Genomic DNA, 19,411 nt, shown 5'->3' with positions numbered 1-19,411 from the left:
GCAGAACAAAGGATCACAGAGTGGCAGCCACGAAACGCACCGCGGCGATCGTCGGTGTGCACAACACCCCGCAGGGCCGGCGCCTGGACGGCGAGACGTCCCGCAGCCTCGCGCTGACGGCCATCCGGGGCGCCCTCGATGATGCGGGCCTGCGCATCGAGGACGTCGACGGGGTCAGCGCGGGCCCGCTGTCCACCGCGTTGATCTACGACCTGCGCCTCGGCCCGGCCTGGCAGGGGCTCGCCTTCGGCGTCGGCATGATCACCGAAGCGGTCACCGCCATCGAGCACGGCATGGCCGACGTGGTGGTGCTCGTCGCCGCCCAGGCCGGCGAGTACCGCGACCACGAGGCCACGGCGCCGTGGACCCGGCCCGAAAACGAGTTCGTCGCCCCGTGGGGGATGTTCACCACCGCCGAGTTCGCGCTCATCGCGCGTCGCCACATGCACGTCTACGGCACTACGCGCGAACAGCTATCGATCGTCGCGGCGACCATCCGCAACAACGGATCGCGTAACCCCGAAGCGGTGTATTACCAACGCGGACCCTTCACGCCCGACGACATCACCTCGTCGAGGCCCATCGCCGACCCGTTCCATCTGCTAGATTGCGCCACCACGTCCGAGGGCGGCTGCGCGCTCGTGGTGGCCAACCTCGAAAAGTTCGATGGCGCAAGCCAGCCCATCTACGTGCTGGGCAGCGGCGCCGACTTTCACGGCCCGTCCTACCAGCACCCACCGGCGTGGGATCTGGCCGGTCGGCGGGACAGACACGTGAACGGCGTGGTCGGCCGGCGCGCGGCCGAGCGCGCGTTCGCTCACACCGGGCTGCGGCCCGACGACGTCGACGTGCTGGAACTCTACGACCCGTTCTCCTTCGAAATCATCCGCCAGCTCGAGGCGTTCGGTTTCTGCGGCGAGGGCGAGGGGGGACCATTCGTCGCCGACGGCCACATCGCCGTCGACGGCAGCCATCCCATCACCACCGACGGAGGAACCATGTCGTTCAGCCATGCCGGCTCCAACCCGCAGATGATGCAGCGCGCCATCCGAGCGGTCCAGCAGCTGCGCGGTCAGGCGGGAGAGCTGCAGGTCCCCGACGCGCACATTGCGTTGTGCAGCAACGGGGGAGCGGGCGCCTTGTTTACCACGCTGCTGATCCTGGGGGACGAGCCGCGGTGACCTCCGATGCCTTGCGGCCCCAAACCGGCCCGGTGCCCCATGCCACCAGCCACCTCAGCGTGCCCTTTTGGCAGGGCTGCAAGTGCGGCGAGTTGCGGTATCAACACTGCGAAGCCTGCGGGCTGGCGAACTTCCCGCCGACCGAGCACTGCCGCGAATGCCTTTCGGCGCAAATCCGTTGGGAGCGGAGCGGCGGACTCGGCGAGATCTACAGCTGGACGGTGGTGCACCGGCCGGTGACGGCGGAATTCGAGCCGCCCTACGCGCCCGCCATCGTCACCCTGGACGAGGGCTACCAAATGCTGACCAACATCGTCGGTGTGGCACCGGAGGATTTGCGGATCGGCATGCGCGTGCGGGTGCAATTCCACCCGGTCGGCCCCGACGTGACGCTGCCCTACTTCGCCGGCCAGGGATAGGACGGCCATGAGCCCCCGGCGCATCAGCAACGGCCTGCCGGTAACCGCCTACCTCGTGCTGGGCGTGCTGGCCGCCAACGACGAGCAGCTGACCGCGGGGGAGATCAAGCTGCGCGCCGAGCTGTCGGTCGGTCACTTCTACTGGTCGCCATCGGTCAGTCACGTTCGGCGCGAACTGAATAGATTGTTGGCCCGCGGCATGGTCGGCGAGATCGGCGCCCAATCGGGCAAGCGGGCGATCACGCTTTACGAGACCACCGACGCCGGACTCGACGCGCTGCGCCGCTGGGTGCAACACTTCCCGGGCCAGGACCAGGTCGTCATCAAGCACCCTGTCATCCTCAAGACCTGGCTCTCCCGCGGCGAGGACCCCGAACGCATCGTCGACACGTTGGAGCGGCACCTCGAGGCGACCCGGGCGCGGCTGGACGAGGCGCTGTGGTCGCGCCAGCGGTCGCGGGAGCTTGGCATCACCGACGACCCGAGTCAGCGTTTCTCGTTCGCCGTCCTGGACTATGCGATCCGCGGACTGTATGCGGAGCTCTCCAACATCACGCAGTTGCGCGACGAGATCGCCTCCGGCACAACGCAAGATCCGGTCAAACGGGTGCGACGGTCGAAGGGCCAGATCCGCCGCCGGGTACCCGAGACGTAGGCGTCGCGACCGCGTAGGCGGTGCCGCGCGGTTCGCGCTCCCACAGCATCTCCCCGTCGCCGATGCCGGTGCCTTCGGCGATCAACTGGCGCTTGAGCACCTTGTGGGTGGCGGTACTGGGCAGGTCGGTGGCGAGGCGGACGTAGCGGGGGCGGGCCTTGGGGGACAGGTCCGGCTGCGCGTCGAGGAACGTCTCGAACGTGTCGGGGTCGAGGGTGTGCCCCTCGTTGAGGACGACCGCGGCCATCACCTGATCGCCGACCCGCTCGTCCGGAACCGCGTACACCGCCACGCGGTTGATTGATTTGTGCCGCAGCAGGATTCGCTCGATGGGCGCCGCGGCCAGGTTCTCCCCGTCCACCCGCATCCAGTCGGCGGTCCGACCGGCCAGGTATATCCAGCCCTCGGCGTCGCGGTAGGCGAGGTCGCCGGACCAGTACATGCCGTGGCGCATGCGCTCGGCATTGGCGTCCGGGTCGTTGTAGTAGCCGGTGAAGAATCCCGAGCCGGCGGTGTTGACCAACTCACCCACGGCCTCGTCGGCGTTGAGCAGGGCGCCGTCGGCGTCGAAGCGGGCGACCGCGCACTCGGCGACGGTGTCGCTGTTGTAGATCGCCACCCCGTCGATCCCCTTGCCGATGGAGCCCTTTGGCGTGCCGGGTTCGCGGATCACGATGACCGCGTTCTCGGTCGAGCCGAACCCGTCCTCGACCTGCACGCCGAAGCGCCGCGCGAACTCCTCGATGTCCTTGTCGTTCGCCTCGTTGCCGAACGCCACCCGCAGGGGGTTGTCGGCGTCGTCGCGGCGTTCCGGTGTGGCCAGGATGTAGGCGAGCGGCTTGCCGACGTAGTTCATGTAGGTCGCGCCGTAGTGCCGAACGTCGTCGAGGAAGCTGCTTGCCGAGAACTTCGCCGGCACGATCGCCGCGCCGGAAACCACCGCGGGGGCCCACCCGGCGACGACGGCGTTGGAGTGAAACAGCGGCATCGACACGTAGCAGGTGTCCTGTTCGGACAGGGCGAAACGCTGGACCAGATTGATGCCGGCGAACGTCGCCATCAGGTGCGACACCTGAACCGCCTTGGGATTGCCGCTCGTTCCCGACGTGAAGATCATCATGAACGGGTCCATCGCGGTGACCTGCCGGTGCGGCACCAGTTCGCCGGCGCCCTCGATGAATTCGGTCCACTCGGCTGTGGAGGTGTCCAGGACGTGCGTTCCCTCGAGGTCCAGGCCGTCCAGCAGTGACCGGTGTTCGGCGTCGGTGACGAGGAATTGGCAGTGCGCGCGCCGGACGTCGGCCGCGAGCGCCGCGCCGCGCCGGGTGGTGTTCAGGCCGCACAGGACGTAACCGCCGAGCCCTGCCGCCGCCATCTGGCTCAGCATCTCGGGGTTGTTTCCCAGCAGTGCGCCCACGTGCATCGGCCGGCCGGGGTCGGCGGCGGATATCAGGGCCGCCGCCCGCGTGGCCGCGCCGGCCAGGTACTGACTCCAACTCCACTGCAGGCCGTGGTGTTTCACCGCGGTCCCCGGGTCGGACAAGCGCTTGTTGAGCAGCGCTTGAATGGTGTCGTCAGTCATCGGTCGGATTCACCTTCACTATGCCCAGCCTGCGAGACGAGACGGTCCGTCTTATGGTAGCGGCCGGCCGTCGGTCACAACACCGCCGTGGTCCATCGGCGCGACTGCGCACCGGGCGACCGCGGCCGTCCGCCATCTCGTGTTCGCGAAACCTTTGCCGCCATTTCTCAGAGGATTCTTCGCGGCTGGCTGCGTGTATCACGGCGCACTCCGGATCGGACGGCCAACATTGCCTCATGCTGTTCGAGTTGCACAGATCGCTGATTCTGCTCAGGAACAGAGCGCGACATCTGATGGCCCCATCGCCCGGCGCGGCAGTAAGACGCATGCCGCGGCCTCTCCGCCGCAGACACCCTAGACGCCGGGCCGTCTTGCCGTGACGGCGCCGGTTTGGCTGCGTCGCTGCTCGTACATGGCTTGATCGGCGCGCTCGAGGACGGCGTCGATGGATCGGCCGTCTCCCGGTCGGTGTGCCGCGCTGCCGATCGTCAAAACGATCGAGATCTCGGTCCCGCCGGCGAGGGTGATCGGCGTTCGCTGTAGCTGGCTGGTGATCCGGTCGGTGAGCAAGCTGAGCCCACGATCGTCGACCGTGTCGGTGATGACGAGGAATTCGTCGCCACCCCATCGGGCGACGAGGCCAGCTTCCCCGACCGCGGCGCGCAACCGGCCGGCGATCTCGACCAGCAGTTCGTCGCCGGCCTGGTGGCCGTGTCGGTCGTTGATGGATTTGAACTTCTCGATGTCGCAAAACAGAATGCCGTAGCCGTCGTCGGCGGCGTCGAGTTGCTCAAGCCGGCTCCACGCCGCGGACCGGTTGGCAATCGCCGTGAGTGTGTCGGTGCTGGCTCGGCGCGCCAGCTCGGCCTCTCGCATGCGGTCGGCGGTGACGTCGAGAATCTGGGACACGAAGCAGCGCGGCTGGTTACGCGGGCCTTGGACGAGCACAGCGGTGAGGTTGCACCATACGACGCGCCCGTCGGCGGCAATGTAACGCTTGTCCATGCGGTAAGCGCGGCGGCGCCCCGCAAGGCATTCGCCGAGCAGAGCCAGGTCGGCGTCCAAGTCGTCGGGATGGGTGATCTCCTGGAAGGTCAAGCCCGCCAGGTCCTTTCGGCCGTATCCGAGCATGGTCCTGAGCGCACGGTTGGTGCGCTGGAAGGTGCCGTCCAGCCCGACGACGGCCATGCCGATGGGCGAGTGCGTCAGCGCCAGCTCGAACCGCCGCTCGCCCAGTAGGTCGAAAACGGCTGCGGACTGATCGACCGGTTCGGCGACGACGGCGCCGGCCGCGAAACCGTGGGTGTGGGACTTGGGCCGGCTGAGGTGGAAACCCTGCGCCCAGGGAATGCCGACCGCACCCACTGCATCGAGTTCGCCCTGAGTCTCCACCCCTTCGGCGATTACGGTCGCGCCGATCTGCGCGGCCAGTTCCGCGATCGACTGGGCCAGTCGCCGCCGCGCCGCGTCGGCGTCGATGTTGCGTGTGATGGAGCGATCGATCTTGATGAACTCTGGTGCTATCTCCAGCACATGGGAAAACGACGAGAAGCCGGCGCCCACGTCGTCGACCGCCACCCGCATACCGCGCGCCCGGCATGCATCCAGGGCGTCGTCGAGGGCGTCGTAGTTCTCGACGGCGTCGTGCTCGGTAATCTCCAGCACGAGACGCGACGGGTCAACCTCGGCCAACAGGTCGGGCCACGGCGTGCGCAGCACCGCCGATGGAGAGATGTTCACTGCGACGAATGCATCCTCGGGCAGCTGCGGCACCAGCGACAGTGCGCGCGCCACGACCGCGGTCTCCAGTTCGATGTCCAAGCCCAACGCGGCCGCTTCGCCGAAGACAAGATCGGGTCGAAACGGTTCGCATGGGAAGCGCGCGAGCGCTTCGACACCGAGCGCCTTGCCGGTCGAAACATTGTGCACCGCTTGAAATACGATCTCGAAGTCCCGCTCGGCCACCATCCGGCGAATGCCTTCGTGTTGATCGGTATGGATCTTCGTCGGGTCCCCCGGCAGTTCCATCAGAGCGCCGATGAGTTCGGCCATCTTCCTGGTGACTCGTAGATCAACGTCGGCCAGGTGCCGCTGCGGCCGCTGGCTGACCGCGCACACCATCCCGACCGCCGAGCCATCCGGGCCGATCAACGGGACACCAACATAGGCGCCCACACCCCATTCGCGGGTTTTCGCCAGAACGGAGGCAGTCTTATCGGCCGACGTGTCCGGGATGACGGCGGGCAGCCGCCCATCGATCACGCGGACGCTAAACGACCCGGACAGCGAAGAGCGGTCGCCTGCTGAGAGACCGAAGGCGCTGGCGTCGCCGTCGACCACCTCGAACACCTGCATGCCGCTGGAGAACGACGCCACCCACGCCGTGTCAAGGCCAAGGCGACGCCGTAACCAGCCTAGGAGGGTGCGGACCAAGTCGGCGGAATTCGCCGGTTCGTGGCCCGGGGCGTTTGCCGCCTGCTCCTCGGCGCCCATGGCGACGATGCTAGACCGGCGCGCGGAACGAGGCATTCCGAATAGCGTGGATTTGCGGGCCGCACCGGCCGGGGTCGAACAACCGGGAGCGGACGTGCACCATGATCGCCCTCGAAGTACTGGGTCGATTTGCTGAAGGCGCTTTACCGATCCGGCCGGGGGTTCGTATCCGCGAATCACATTGACCCATTGCGCGACTCGGTTCCTCCGGGCGAACACCGCGCCGGCTCAAAGCCAAAAGACGTCCGGGCCTGTCAGGCCTTCAATGACTTGTCCGGCCGTCATCCACCCACCATCATCAGGCCACCATCGACGGCCAGCAGCTGCCCCGTGATGAACCCGGAACCGGTGCCGGCCAAAAAGACGAGCATCGGCCCGAGGTCGCGGGCGGGATCCCCCAGCGCCCCGCCCAACGGGATCATCATTTGCATCTGCTGATCGATCAGCGCGCTCGCGTCGGGGCCGAGGAACTCCCGCAGCCGATCGGCGCCGGCGGTCTGCACCGCAGGGGCCAAAGCGTTGACGGTGATCTTGTCCGCCGCCCAGGCTTTGGCCGCAGACCGCGTCCAGGCCTGAACCGCACCCTTGGTTGCGGCGTAGACCGCCGAAATCGGGCTGCCCATAACGGCTTCCGACGATCCGAAGTTGATGATCCTGCCGCCTTTGGGGTCTTGGTCCTTCATCACGGCGTACGCGGCCTGATTGGTCAGGATGGTGGCCTTCACGTTGGTGTCCAACAGGAACGAGATCTCGTCGACGCCGATGTAACCCGGGATGCCGGCCTGCCACAGACCCGCGGCGTTCACCAACACGTCGAGTCCGCCCATGCCGTCGGCGGCTTGGCGCACCATCGTCGAGACACCGTCGGCGTCGCGCACGTCGCACTGCAACCAGGCGGCCGCGAGACCATCCGGCGGCGGTGTCCGGTGATAGGTGGCGACAACCTCCGCCCCCGCCTCGCCGAGCGCTCCCACCGCGGCCGCTCCGATGCCGGTCGCTCCGCCGGTTACCAAGATCCGCCGTCCTTGCAGCACTTCTTTCATGCCCGCGAGCGTAACGCCACGGCGAAATTCAACTCGAATTTTCGCCGTGGCGTTACGGTCGTGAAGCCGACGGCACTAGGTGCGTACCGCGATCGTCGACAGCAGGTCGGCGAGCCGGTCCGGTTGGTCGATCATCGAGAACGTTCTTGCGCCCTCGATGATCTCGAGGCGGGAGTTCGGGATGGTGGCGGCCAGTCGGGCGCCGTCCTCCTGTTCGAAGAACACGTCGTCGGCCGACCACGCGACCAGCGTGGGCTTGTCGAACTCGGGCAACCGCGCCGCCACGCCCGTCGTCACCTCCGTGCGCATCGACAGCGTGAACCGGCGCAGGTCTTCGGCGATGCGGGGATCGGACAGCCCCGGGCGCACCCACGCCTCGGTGAGGTCGTCGATGTTGCGATGCGCCAGTCCGTCGAACGCGCGCTTGCGCGCCGCCGGCACCCGCATGGCCTGTGAAACTGCGCGGAATGTCGTCTTCGACTTGGCCGCCAGGATCACCGGCTTGAGAATGGGCGGGGGAAAGTGTTCGAACGCATCGCAACTCGTGAGCACCAGCGCGCCGAGCCGCTCCGGGTGGTGCACGGCCACGAGTTGGGTGACGACCCCGCCGGTGTCGTTGCCGACCAGGACCACGTCCTCGAGGTCGAGCGCGGCAAACACCTCGGCGACCATGCCCGCGACCCCCGTGATGGTTCGATCGGCGCCGCGGCGCAACGGTTCCGGGTGCGCGCCCAGCGGCCAAGTCGGAGCGATGCAGCGCAGCCCCCGGCCCGCCAGCCGTTCGCTGACCCGGCGCCATAGCTGGCCGCCCATCATGTACCCGTGCACGAAGACCACCGGCCTGCCGCTTTCGGGTCCGGTTGCTTCGTAATGAATGGTTCCGGCACTAATGTCGATCGTCGACATAAAAAAACTCCTACCTCGGGATACACTTACAAACAGGCTGCCTGTTCGTAAGTTACCAACAGACTGTATGGAAAGCAAGAGACGGACCCAGGAAGAGCGCTCCGCGGCGACCCGCGAAGCGCTGATCGCGGCTGCCCGCAAGCTCTGGGGCTTGCGCGGCTACGTGGATGTGGGTACGCCGGAGATCGCGGCCGCAGCCGGGGTGACGCGCGGCGCGATGTACCACCAATTCGCCGACAAGGCGGCCTTGTTCCGCGAGGTCGTCGAGGCCGTGGAACAGGACGTGATGGCCCGCATGGGCACTCTGGTGGCCGAGTCGGGAGCGACGACGCCGGCGGACGCGATCCGCGCCGCGGTCGACGCGTGGCTCGAGGTTTCCGGTGATCCGGAAGTGCGGCAGCTGATGCTCCTGGACGCCCCGAGCGTGCTGGGCTGGGCCGGTTTTCGCGATGTCGCCCAGCGGTACAGCCTGGGCATGACCGAACAGTTGCTCACCGAGGCCATTCGAGCCGGCGAGGTGCCCAAGCAGCCGGTGCGGCCGCTGGCGCACGTGCTGATCGGCGCGCTCGACGAGGCCGCCATGCTGATCGCCACCGCAGAGGACCCCAAACGCACCCGCCGGGAGACCCGGCAGGTGCTGCACATGCTCATCGACGGGATGCTGGCACTGCGATAGGGGTCAGGGATCGCCACCGCGAACGGTGGCGGCACCCTACCGGTGGTTTTGGGTGAAGAACTGCCAGATGGTGTCGGTGGCGTCCAGCGCCGTCGAGGGCGCCGGGGTGCCCGCGAGCTTCTCGGCGAGGGGGCTGGGCTCGCCGCCCGGCCATTGATGGCCGGCGCCGGCCACCGAGATCAACTCGACGGTCCGCCCGTCCGGGCAGCCGGCGACTTGGGTGGTCACGTCCCCGGCGGTGCTCGAGTTCGGCGGCCCGCACGCGTCGATGGCGCGCCAAGTGGCGTTGACGGATTGCGCCGACGGCCCGTCGACGCGGGCGGTCCCGTTGAACGAGAAGGCCTTTCCGGGTCCGCCGTTGTACGGCACGCGATCGTCGGCCGTGCCGTGGATCTGCAGCACCGATACCCGGTGCGCCTGGGAACAGTCGGTCAGCAGCGTGCCCGCCACCGGAGCGATCGCGGCGAAGACGTCGGACTGGCAGCCGAGCCGGAGCGCCATCATGGCTCCGTTCGACATGCCGGTCACATAGATGCGTGCGCGATCGAGCGGCATCTGCTGTTCGACGGCACCGACCATGGCCGTGATGAACCCAACGTCGTCGGCGCCGACGCGCTGCGGTTCGCCGCAGCAAGTGCCGGCGTTCCAGGCCCGGTTGAGGCCGTCGGGGTAGGCGACCAGAAACCGTCCGCGGTCGGCCTCGGCGTCCCAGTGGTAGGCGCGCTCGGCCTGCTCACCATTGCCGAAACCGCCGTGCAGCATCACCACCAGCGGGGCGGCATCGGTCAATCCTTGCGGCCGGTACAGGTGAAACGTTCGGCTGACGCCGCCCCATTCGATGCTCTGGACGGACTGACCGACCGGAATCGTCTGCGGGCCGGGCGTTCCCAGCGCGTGCCCGCCGCCGCCCACACAGCCGCCGAGGACGACGACCAGGAGACCGAGAAGGCACAAGCCGGCGGCCCGGAAGCGGCGCGATCGCATGTCGCCATCGTGGCAGGCGCGGCGGATTTTGACAAGTAGCTTGTCATTCCTGTTCCGGATGGCACACTTTCCCCATGCGCCACCCTCACGGCCCCGACTGGCAGCCCACGGTGCCCGCGCTGGTCAACCTGGTGGCCGCGTCCGGGGCGCCGCGATTGCGGGCGGCGTTTGCCGCCGCAGGCCTCGACGGCATCCGTCCCGCGCAGGCGGTGGCGCTCGTCCCACTGGCGGCCGGCGGGCTGCACGCATCGGATCTGGCCGATCGACTCCAGGTGAGCCGGCAGGCGGTGGCCCAGGCGGTCGCCGGGCTGGAGCGCCACGGCTACGTCACCCGAGCCCCTAACCCCGCCGACGCGCGGGCGCGGATCATCGAGCTGACACCGCGCGGCCGGCAAGCGCTACGCGTAATGCGTTCGAACGCCGTCGATTTGGAGGGGCGGTGGGAACGGGTGCTGGGCCGGCAGCGACTGGCCGACCTGCGCGAGACGCTGCAGATGTTGCTCTCCGACCAGAGCTAGGCCATCGCGGATCGACGCTCGCGGGAAATTGCCATGTCGTGACGGCCGTTGACGGCCTAGGCTCGAACCGAGACAGTGAACAGGAGTCCTGAGTGCCCATCTTCATGGTCGAGCGCAACTTTGCCGAGGAACTCGAACCCAACCTCGAGATCGCCGACGGCATCAACCGGATCAACGACCTGGAGGGTGTTCGCTGGATGTACTCGTTCCTGTCTGCGGATAAACGAAAGACCTACTGCCTGTATGAGGCGCCTTCGCCGGAGGCGATCAGGTCCGCGGCCGCGCGTGCCGGCCTGCCCGCCGACGCCGTCGTCGAAGTGAAGGACCGGTTGATGCCGGACGGCGCCCTGTCCGAGATCTGACGGCGCTACCCGAGAAGCTCGTGGTCGGCGGCGTACATCGCCGCCTGGGTGCGGTTCGCGGCGCCCGTTTTGATCAGGATGTTGCGCACGTGGTTGGCGGCGGTGTTGGTGCTGATGAAGAGGCGCTCGCCGATCGCGCGATTGCTCAGCCCCTCGGCGAGCAACCGGAGCACCTCGACCTCCCGCACGGTCAGGCCGTCCGGACCCAGGGCACCGATGGCAAGCAGCGAATCCGCCAAGTCGACGACCCGGGTCTGGCCGATCGCACCGGCGATTGCCCTCGCCTCCTCCGTCAGGCACCGGGCGTCCTCGGCGCGACCGCACGACGCGGCGAACAACGCTTGCCGGGCCAGCGTCTCGCTGATATGGACCACCGAGCCCATCCGGCGGTCCATCTGGATCGCCGTGGCGAAGTGCCGCTCGGCCGCGCGGTTATCCCCGCAGAGCGCCGCGATGCGGGCCAGATATCGGTCCGCACTGCCGAACAGTGCGACGAATTGCCCGGCCACCAAATTCTTTCCGGCATAACGCGCGACGTAGGGCCGCAGCGCGTGGACCGCTTCGCGGTGGGACAGTTCCAGCGCCGCCTCGACCATGAACACCAGCTCCATCGGCCACTGCGCATCCTCGAGGCGGTCGCCTAGGTTGCGGTTGAGCAATTGGCTGAGCGCCCGGGTCATGCCGCGTTCGCATTTGAGCTCGGTGTAGAGGGCGAGCAGCCCGGGCACCCAGCGGCCGGTAAATGTTTCGCTGCCGTCGATGAACTCGCCGAACCGCTTCAACTCGCCCGTCTCGCGACGGATCATGAACATCTGGACGCCGTTGGACCCCTCGGTGTCGTCGGCGCCGAACAAATCCCCTGTGCGCAAGGCGATGTCGGCCCAGCGTTCGGCGCCGGCGAAGTCACCGCGCAGATAGGCCAGCGCCTGCTCGATGCACGCGCCGACGAAGCCGAAGGCGGGTTGTCCGCAGGTCTGCGCGGCTCGCCGCATGTCGGCGGTCGCGGCGGCCAGGCCGTCGGGGCGGCCGGACAGGTAGCTGACCATGCCGTGGAAGTGTGACGCCGCGCCCAGCGACTCGTAGTCGCGACGCGACAGGGCCATCGTCGACACCTCGGCCGCGCGCTCCGCCTGGATTTCGCTCATCTCCGGGGTAAGGCCTTGCCACAGGCTGGTTTTCAACGTGTGTAGAAGCACCGACGCGTCGTCGATCGCCCGTGCACGCTCGATCGCGTCGGCGCCGACCGCGCGAGCCCGGGCCGCTTCGCCGGCGAAGGCCAGGGCCCGGCCGAAGCTGCCGAGCGCCTGCACGTAGCGAGGGTCCTCGGCCCGCAGCCCGCTGGATTCCAGAGCCGACGCGAGCAAGTCCGCAGCCTTCGAATTAGATTGCGCGGAGCGCCAATTGGCCTCCTCGTAGCCGACGGCCGCCTCCAGCCGCATCAGCGGGTCGTCCATCCCGCCGATGCGCTCGTAGATGCCCCGAGCCCGCGCGAACGACCCCCCGCGCACGTGGTTGGCGGCCGCGTCCAGTTGCAGCCTGGCCCGGTCAGCGAGGCTGAGCTCGGGAAGCGACGCCGCCCGCTCGAACCACTTCGCCGCGTCCTCGTAGGCCAGGCTCTGCTCGGCCATCCGGGCCGCCTGACGCGCGTACCGCAACGCCTGCTCGTGGTAGCCGAGCACGTGCGCCATCAGGAAGTGGTTGGCCAGCCGCGGAACGAGCGACGGGTCGGCGCGTCCCTCCAATGCCTCGGCGGCGCGCGCGTGCATGATCCGCAGCCGCGAGGCGGCCATCCCGCCGAGCACCGATTCACGGGTCAGGGCGTGCACGAAGGCGAATTCGCCGTCGGAGTCGTGGACCGCGCGGACCAGCCCCACCGCCTCGGCCGAATCGATCGCCGCCAGCGTCGCGCCGACCTCCGTCTCGCGCGTCGAGATGAGCGCCGGCAAATCGAACGTCTGGCCCAAAACCGCCGCTTGCTCGATGACCGCCCGCACGGCGGTGCCCAGCCCGGCAAGGCGGCGCGCGATGGCGTCGCCGATGGATGCGGGGACCGTCTGCTGCGTGCTCAAAGTGGCGAGCCCGCCCCGGATTTCGAGGTCGTTGACCAGTTCGGTGAGGAAGAAGGGATTGCCGCCGGTGCGCTCGCGCAGCAGCGCCGCCGCGGTGCGCGCCGACGCCGGCGCCAGTTGCTGGGTCCGCGCCACGAACTCGGCGATGGCCTCGGTGTCCAGGCCCGCCAGGTCCAGTCGGCGCACCCCGTCGAACCGGTGCAGTTCGGCCAGCCGGGTGGCCAGGTCGTCGGACCGGTCGGGCTCGGTCGTGCGGAAGGTGACCACCGCCAGCACCGGCACATCGGCGCAGCCGATCAACACGTGCTCGAGCAGTGCGAGGGTGGGCAGCTGCGCCCAGTGCAGGTCGTCGAGGATCAGCGCGACGGGGCGGTCGACCGCCAGACGCCGCAGGAATCGCGTCAACGCGTCGAAGAGAGCCTGCCGCGCCGCACCAACGTCCGGCGCCGGACCGTCGTCGGCCAAATGCCGGCCCACGTGCGGCGACAGCCGCCGCAGCTGGGCACCCACTTCGCCCAGCGGTTCGGTCATCGAACCCGGGGGACCGGCGATCAGTAGCCGGTCGAGCGCTTCGGCGAAGGGCGCGTAGGGCAGATCCTCGTCGGCGGTCGAACTGCCCACCAACACCGCGACACCGTGGTCGAACAGCGTCCCGGCCACCTCCGCGGCCAGCCGTGTCTTACCGGCGCCGGGCTCGCCGCCGATGAAGACCGCCTGGCGGTTGCCCGCATCCACCCGCTGCCAGGCCTGCTCGAACACCGCGAGTTCCGCGTCACGGCCCACGAGCGGGCCGCGGCGACGAGCGATGAGTTCGGCCGGGAGCGGGGGCGGTACCCACTGCGCCATGCAAACAAGGTAACCGCGGCGGTATGGATGGGTCGATAGTCAGATGTGACTATCGCGGAATGCCCCGGCAATGCTCGGTTGCAGTCCCGACCCGCGGCTCACCGGGCTCGTAGCGGTGCGGCATCAACATCCCCCCTATCGGCGGGTGCTGCCCCTGGTCGTGCTCGATCGGCAGCAGCGCACCCATGCCTGGAACGCGCTGCGCCGCAGCGAGGTTCGCGCCGATCTGGCTGGATTTGTCGCAGCTACCGCGATGGCTGACCGCGCTACAATCTCTACGTCGACCATTGCCGGGGGGTCACAAAGCTGGCGTGGGCGCCCACGTAACAACCAATCCATCAAGGCATTTCGCGACGCGGCGTAAGCCATAATCATTGCGTGATGGAAGATTCGCACGTCTACCGCCGGCTCGCCCTGCTGGAACAGCAGGTGCGCCTGTTGTCCGAAAAACTCGGAGTCCCATGCCCGACGTTCGGCAGCGACGCGGGCGCGGCCCCCTCGGGTGTGTTCGAGAACGGCGTGCCCGCCGAGGTCGTCGCCATGGCCCGTGCAGGGAACAAGATCGGCGCGATCAAGCTGTACCGGGAGCTGACCGGCGCGGGTTTGCGCGAGGCGAAAGAGGCCGTCGACCCGCTGTAGTGCGGCGTAGCCTGTGGCGGTCTCGCGGCGCGGAGGCCTAGGGCGTCTTGAGGAAGACGTCGTTGAGCGTGACGGTGCGCAGGTTGCGATCCCGGATGACCTCGACCAGCTGAGGGTAGACGTGCGTCACCGGAAGGTGATTGAGGTGCCCGATGACGATCGCCTGCGGCGTGAAGTACTGGTCTGCCATCTGGACGATATATTCCTCGGTGATCAACGTCGAATCCGACAACGACCCTGACCACAGCGTCGGCACCGTGTAACCCAGGTCGGCGGCGATGGCGTCGACGACGGCGTTGCGTTTCGCGTACGGCGGGCGCCAGTACGGCTTCGCGCCAATCCCGTACGTCTTCTTGAGGAACTCGTCGTTGCGGGTGAGCTGCTGAGCGACCTGCTCTTTGGTCAGCGTCGTCAGGTCCGGGTGCGACCAGGTGTGGTTGCCGAGTTGGATCTGCCCGCTGTCGACCAAGGGCCGGAGCATGTCGGCGTTCTCGGTCCAGGAGTCGTAGGTGCCGTTGACGAAGTAGGTCAGCCGGACACCGGTGTCTTTGGCGAACTGCGTGTAGGCGCGGACCACCTCGCTGTTTACGCCATCGTCGACGGTCAGCGCGAGCAGGTCGCCGTCGCCGGGAATCTTCACCAGCGCGCCGCCGCCGGGCAGCGGGATCCGCGCGCCGGGCGGCGGCGGTGGCAACAGGGCCCCCGGGGCGGCGGGCCCCGAAGTCGCCACGGAATCCGCGGGGACGTCCGCAAAGGTGCGCGGCTGCGGGTCGACCACCAACCGCGCGCCGCCCACGCCGGCGACGACCGAGGCGGCGAGCGAACCCAGGAACTGGCGGCGATTCATCGCGGGCAGACGAAGGCCTGCAGCGAAGGCGGCGGGCTGTTCCCGCCGGTGGCTTCGCCGCGGGACGGGCCGGGCCGACCCGCGGAGGGGCCGTCCGTCGCGGAGAGAATCGTCAGCCATCAGCAGCGAACCGTACCACTACCAGGGCGAACATTTCGGAGGTGTTACGGGTGGGTCAGCTGTGAATTTTGTGATCAGTGTGGTTCGCCGCCCCCGCGCTGGGGCAGCTGTACCGGCTCGGTTGCGGGTGTCCCCAGGGTCGAGGCCAGCCAGGGCAGCGCCGCGGTAAACGCCTGGGCGGCGAACGGCCAGTCATGCTTGCCGGGTTGACTGACGACGGCGCAGGAGATGCCGTTGGCGGAGGCGGCCGCACAGAGCGCGTTGGCGGCGGTGTCCTGGCCTTCCGGGTTGGCGGCGGGGTCGGTGCCGGGGGCGCCGGACGTGGGATTGGCTTCCTCGGCGACGTTGCGCGGTTCGGACGACCCCGGGACGTCGAACCACCCCGACAATCCGCTGTACGGACCATGCCGGGCGATCACGGTGAGCGGATCGAAGCCGGCCCAGGCGGTGCGATTGCCGTCGAACAGTTTGGCGATCGTTTGATCCTTCGGGCCCACGTTGGGGCTGCGATCACCGGCGATGTCGACGAACGCGCTGAACAGTTCCGGATGCATCACGGCCAGGGTGACCGCGCAGGTGCCGCCCATCGACCATCCGGCGACGCCCCAGTTGGCTCGATCGGCGCTCACGGCAAAGTTCGACACCATGAAAGGTACGACGTCCTTGGTCAGATGGTCGGCGGCGTTGCCGCGGCTGCCGTTGACGCACTCGGTGTCGTTGTCGAACGAGCCGGTGGGGTCGACGAACACGAGCACGGGGGAGAAGCCGCGATGGGCGGCGGCGAAGTTGTCGATCGCGGTGAATGCGCCACCGGGGCCCAGCCAGTCGGCCGGGGTGTTGAAGGCCGAGCTGATCATCATCACCGCCGGGAGGCGGGGTGGCGGATTGCTGTTGAACCACGCGGGTGGCAGGTACACCAATTCCCGGCGGTGGCGGAAGTGGGAGGCGTTGTCGTCGATGTCCACCGGCACCACCACGCCCTTGCTCGGCCTCGTCCCGGCGACCTGCATTTCGGTCACGCGCAGGCGGTCGATCTGGTCGGGCAACGGCACCGACGTCAGTTGGTTCCACGCGGCCAGCGCCGTCGGGAAGTAACCCACCCAGCTGTTCAGGGCCAAACTCGCGCACAGCACGCACAGGGGGATGGACAGCACCGCCACCCCCCGGCGCCACCACCGCGCGCCCGGCCAGCCCACCAGGAAAACCGCGGCTGCCAGGCCGGTCGCCGCGATCCATAGCCATAGCGTCGTCGGCGCCGGGTCCCCGGCCACGCCGAGCGACGTGATGTACCAATACGCGACCGCGGTCGTTGCGGCGGCCGCGATCAGGGCCACGGGCAGCACTCGCTTGAGCCACCGTCGGGCACGCCACTGGATCGCGATGATCAACAGCAACAGCGTCAGCGCCTGCACGGTCGGCGGAAACCAGCCGTGCAGCAAGGACAGTCGTCCGAAGAATTGGTCCAACGGTCGTTGCCTTTGCTGAGTCGCTGCGCGGGGGCGGACCCGTGGTCTTTTTCGAACGCGGTGGGTCGGGAACAACTATCCCACACCGGCCCCGCCGGCCCGCCTGCCAGCGCCGCGTGTGGGCGTGGCCGTTAGGAGGCTGTGACGCTGGTGAAGGAGCGCAGCCGCAGGCTGTTGGCAACCACGAAAACGCTGGAAAACGCCATCGCGGCGCCCGCGAGCATCGGGTTGAGCAAGCCGAGCGCGGCGAGCGGGATCGCGGCGATGTTGTAGCCGAAGGCCCAGAACAGGTTGGCCTTGATGGTGGTCAGGGTCCGCCGGGAGAGCCGGATCGCATCGACGGCGGCGCGTAGGTCGCCGCGGGTGACGGTGAGGTCGGCGGCTTCGATCGCGACGTCGGTGCCGGTGCCCATGGCCACCCCGAGATCGGCGGTCGCCAGGGCCGCGGCGTCGTTGACGCCGTCGCCGACCATCGCGACGACCTTGCCTTCCGACTGCAACCGCGCGATGGCGGCGACCTTGTCGGCGGGCAGCGTTTCCGCGATGACCTGCGCGATGCCGACCTCGTCGGCGATGCGCTCGGCCACGCCCCGGTTGTCGCCGGTCAGCAGGATCGGTGTCAGGCCGAGCGCTGTGAAGCGCCGGACGGCTTCGGCGCTCGTCGGTTTGACGGTGTCGGCGACGACCAGAACCCCGCGGGCCCGGCCGTCCCAGCCGACGGCGACCGCGGTCTTGCCCTCGCCCTCGGCTCGGTTCTTCTCCGCCGAAAGCGCATCGTCCAGCGGCTGGCCGCAATCGGCCACCAGGCTGGCGCGCCCCACGACGACGGTGTGGCCGTCGACGATGCCCCGCACGCCGTTGCCCGCGGAGTTGCTGAATCCTTCGGCCGCGGGCAGCCGGCCGAGCTCGGCCGTTGCGGCCTTGGCGATGGCCCGGGCGATGGGATGCTCGGAGGCATCCTCGACCGCCCCGGCGTAGCGCAGCAGCGTCGCCCGGTCGGTCCCCTCGCCCGCGATCACGCCGACGAGCGCCATCTTCCCGGTCGTGACGGTGCCCGTCTTGTCGAGCACGATCGTGTCGACGCGGCGGGTGGACTCCAGGACTTCGGGTCCTTTGATCAGCACGCCGAGCTGGGCCGCGCGGCCGGTTCCGACCAGCAGGGCGGTCGGGGTCGCCAGCCCGAGCGCGCAGGGGCAGGCGATGATCAGCACCGCGACGGCTGCGGTCAGGGCCGCGGTGGCCGGGAACCCCAACGCGAGCCATGCGCCCAGTGTCGCCAGAGCAACGCCGACGACCACGGGGACGAACACAGCGGAGATGCGGTCGGCGAGCCGCTGCACCTCGGCCTTGCCCGCCTGCGCCTTCTCCACCAATTTGGCCATGTGGGCCAGCTGCGTGTCGTCGCCGACCCGGGTGGCGCGCACGACGAGACGTCCGCCGACGTTGACGGTGGCGCCCGTGACGCCGTCGCCCTCGCCGACCTCGACGGGGGCGGACTCTCCGGTGAGCATTGACACGTCGACGGCCGAGGAACCCGAGACCACGACGCCGTCGGTGGCGACCTTCTCCCCGGGCCGCACCACGAACTGGTCCCCGACCGTGAGGCCGTCCACCGGGACCCGGACCTCGGCGCCACCTCGCAGCACGGCGACGTCCTTGGCGCCGAGCTCCAGCAAGGCACGCAGGGCGGCGCCCGCCGTCCGCTTGGACCGTTTCTCGAAGTACCGTCCGGCCAGCACGAACAGGGTCACGCCCGCGGCGACTTCGAGGTAGATGTTGCCCGCGCCGTCGGAGGGCCGGATGGTCAGTTCGAAGCGGTCGTGCATCCCCGGTGTTCCGGCGGTGCCGAGGAACAGCGCGTACAGCGACCACAGGAACGCCGCCAGCGTGCCGACCGAGACGAGAGTGTCCATCGTGGCGGCGCCGTGTCTGAGGTTGGCCCAGGCGGCGGCATGGAAGGGACGGCCACCCCACACGACGACGGGCGCCGCGAGGACCAGCGACGCCCATTGCCAATAGCGAAATTGCAGCGCGGGGATCATCGCCATGGCGATCACCGGCGTGGCGAGCAGCACGGCCGTGATGAGGCGGGTGCGAAGCGCGGTGAGTTCGGCGTCGGCGCCCCTCTGGGGGCCCGGCCCTTCCCGAGGCTGCGGCAGGGCGGCGGTGTAGCCGGCCTGTTCGACGGCGGCGATCAGCAAACGCGGGTCATACCCCGCGGGAACGGTCAGGGCGGCCTTTTCGGTGGCGTAGTTGACGGTGGCGGCGACGCCGTCGAGCCTGTTCAGTTTCTTCTCGATCCGCGCGGCGCACGACGCGCACGTCATCCCCGCGATCTCGAGCTCGATGTGGCTCACCGCCGACGCGCTCATGCGACCAGGACGGCCTCGTAGCCCGCCTCATCGACCGCGCCGAGGACGGCGTCGGTGTCGATGGGAACGGAACTCGTGATCACCAGCCTGCCCGTGTCGGCGCTGACGTCCACGCGCTCCACGCCGGGGAGGCGGCCGACCTCGTCCTTCACGGCCGACTCGCAGTGGCCGCAGCTCATCCCGTCGACCCGATATTCGCTGGTGACCATGGCACTCCTTCCGACATGTGCCTC

The 19,411-nt window shown here is 68.8% G+C and carries 17 protein-coding genes; 7 read left to right on the top strand and 10 right to left on the bottom strand.

The window, feature by feature from the left end:
* Positions 1–20 precede the first annotated feature (20 nt).
* From BRW65_RS25690 to BRW65_RS25680, 3 genes are read left to right on the top strand one after another with little or no spacing between them, the layout of a single operon-like run.
* Positions 21–1,181 carry a thiolase family protein gene (locus BRW65_RS25690; protein ID WP_073879473.1) on the top strand — a complete coding sequence of 387 codons (1,161 nt, stop codon included), beginning with the start codon at positions 21–23 and terminating at the stop codon, positions 1,179–1,181.
* A complete protein-coding gene (locus tag BRW65_RS25685) occupies positions 1,178–1,600 on the top strand; it encodes a Zn-ribbon domain-containing OB-fold protein (RefSeq protein ID WP_073879471.1) in 423 nt (140 codons plus the stop codon). Before BRW65_RS25690 ends, BRW65_RS25685 begins: the two co-directional genes overlap by 4 nt.
* Before the next feature lie 7 nt (positions 1,601–1,607).
* Positions 1,608–2,255: a MarR family transcriptional regulator gene (locus BRW65_RS25680; RefSeq protein ID WP_073879469.1), complete on the top strand. Its 648-nt coding sequence runs from the start codon at positions 1,608–1,610 to the stop codon at positions 2,253–2,255.
* On the opposite strand, the gene fadD1 is transcribed toward BRW65_RS25680, so the two are convergent.
* The 4 genes from fadD1 to BRW65_RS25660 form a co-directional block, all read right to left on the bottom strand.
* Positions 2,200–3,837: a fatty-acid--CoA ligase FadD1 gene (gene fadD1, locus BRW65_RS25675; protein WP_073879467.1), complete on the bottom strand. Its 1,638-nt coding sequence runs from the start codon at positions 3,835–3,837 to the stop codon at positions 2,200–2,202. The two genes, BRW65_RS25680 and fadD1, sit on opposite strands and share 56 nt — an antisense overlap.
* A 354-nt stretch (positions 3,838–4,191) precedes the next feature.
* The gene (locus BRW65_RS25670) at positions 4,192–6,330 is read right to left on the bottom strand and encodes an EAL domain-containing protein (RefSeq protein WP_073879465.1); all 2,139 of its coding nucleotides are present in this window, start codon (positions 6,328–6,330) and stop codon (positions 4,192–4,194) included.
* Between the two features lie 281 nt (positions 6,331–6,611).
* A complete protein-coding gene (locus BRW65_RS25665; protein WP_073879463.1) occupies positions 6,612–7,373 on the bottom strand; it encodes an SDR family NAD(P)-dependent oxidoreductase in 762 nt (253 codons plus the stop codon).
* Positions 7,374–7,448: 75 nt separating this feature from the next.
* Positions 7,449–8,279, bottom strand: a complete 831-nt coding sequence (locus tag BRW65_RS25660) for an alpha/beta fold hydrolase (protein ID WP_073879461.1) — start codon at positions 8,277–8,279, stop codon at positions 7,449–7,451.
* Between the two features lie 67 nt (positions 8,280–8,346).
* Between BRW65_RS25660 and BRW65_RS25655 the strand changes: the two genes are divergently transcribed.
* Positions 8,347–8,955, top strand: coding sequence for a TetR/AcrR family transcriptional regulator (locus BRW65_RS25655; RefSeq protein ID WP_073879459.1), 609 nt, complete (start codon positions 8,347–8,349; stop codon positions 8,953–8,955).
* Between the two features lie 36 nt (positions 8,956–8,991).
* Here BRW65_RS25655 and BRW65_RS25650 read toward each other — a convergent pair whose 3' ends face one another.
* Positions 8,992–9,939, bottom strand: a complete 948-nt coding sequence (locus BRW65_RS25650; RefSeq protein WP_073879457.1) for an extracellular catalytic domain type 1 short-chain-length polyhydroxyalkanoate depolymerase — start codon at positions 9,937–9,939, stop codon at positions 8,992–8,994.
* 74 nt (positions 9,940–10,013) lie between these two features.
* Here BRW65_RS25650 and BRW65_RS25645 point away from each other — a divergent pair, with 74 nt between their 5' ends.
* Positions 10,014–10,457 (top strand): MarR family winged helix-turn-helix transcriptional regulator, encoded by a 444-nt coding sequence (locus BRW65_RS25645; RefSeq protein WP_073879455.1) that lies wholly within the window; start codon positions 10,014–10,016, stop codon positions 10,455–10,457.
* A 92-nt stretch (positions 10,458–10,549) separates the two neighbouring features.
* On the top strand, positions 10,550–10,819 hold the full coding sequence (locus BRW65_RS25640; RefSeq protein ID WP_073879453.1) for a DUF4242 domain-containing protein: 270 nt from the start codon (positions 10,550–10,552) through the stop codon (positions 10,817–10,819).
* Between the two features lie 5 nt (positions 10,820–10,824).
* Here the strand turns inward: BRW65_RS25640 and BRW65_RS32720 are convergent, their stop codons facing one another.
* Positions 10,825–13,734, bottom strand: a complete 2,910-nt coding sequence (locus BRW65_RS32720; RefSeq protein ID WP_073879451.1) for a helix-turn-helix transcriptional regulator — start codon at positions 13,732–13,734, stop codon at positions 10,825–10,827.
* 381 nt (positions 13,735–14,115) lie between these two features.
* On the opposite strand from BRW65_RS32720, the gene BRW65_RS25630 reads away from it, so the two are divergent.
* Positions 14,116–14,373 carry a ribosomal protein L7/L12 gene (locus BRW65_RS25630; RefSeq protein WP_073879449.1) on the top strand — a complete coding sequence of 86 codons (258 nt, stop codon included), beginning with the start codon at positions 14,116–14,118 and terminating at the stop codon, positions 14,371–14,373.
* Between the two features lie 37 nt (positions 14,374–14,410).
* Here BRW65_RS25630 and BRW65_RS25625 read toward each other — a convergent pair whose 3' ends face one another.
* From BRW65_RS25625 to BRW65_RS25610, 4 genes are all read right to left on the bottom strand, one after another.
* Positions 14,411–15,220, bottom strand: a complete 810-nt coding sequence (locus BRW65_RS25625) for a polysaccharide deacetylase family protein (protein ID WP_073879447.1) — start codon at positions 15,218–15,220, stop codon at positions 14,411–14,413.
* A gap of 194 nt (positions 15,221–15,414) precedes the next feature.
* Positions 15,415–16,806 (bottom strand): alpha/beta hydrolase, encoded by a 1,392-nt coding sequence (locus tag BRW65_RS25620; protein WP_073879445.1) that lies wholly within the window; start codon positions 16,804–16,806, stop codon positions 15,415–15,417.
* 131 nt (positions 16,807–16,937) lie between these two features.
* Complete coding sequence (locus BRW65_RS25615) at positions 16,938–19,178, bottom strand: heavy metal translocating P-type ATPase (RefSeq protein WP_073879443.1); 2,241 nt, start codon at positions 19,176–19,178, stop codon at positions 16,938–16,940.
* The gene (locus tag BRW65_RS25610) at positions 19,175–19,387 is read right to left on the bottom strand and encodes a heavy-metal-associated domain-containing protein (protein ID WP_073879441.1); all 213 of its coding nucleotides are present in this window, start codon (positions 19,385–19,387) and stop codon (positions 19,175–19,177) included. The genes BRW65_RS25615 and BRW65_RS25610 overlap by 4 nt, the downstream gene beginning before the upstream one ends.
* Positions 19,388–19,411 lie beyond the last annotated feature (24 nt).

Source organism: Mycobacterium paraffinicum (genome assembly GCF_001907675.1).
In the GTDB taxonomy this organism is placed as follows: Bacteria; Actinomycetota; Actinomycetes; order Mycobacteriales; family Mycobacteriaceae; genus Mycobacterium; species Mycobacterium paraffinicum_A.
The sequence above is the reverse complement of the archived record's forward strand: the minus strand, read 5'-3'. Positions and strand labels throughout refer to the sequence as shown.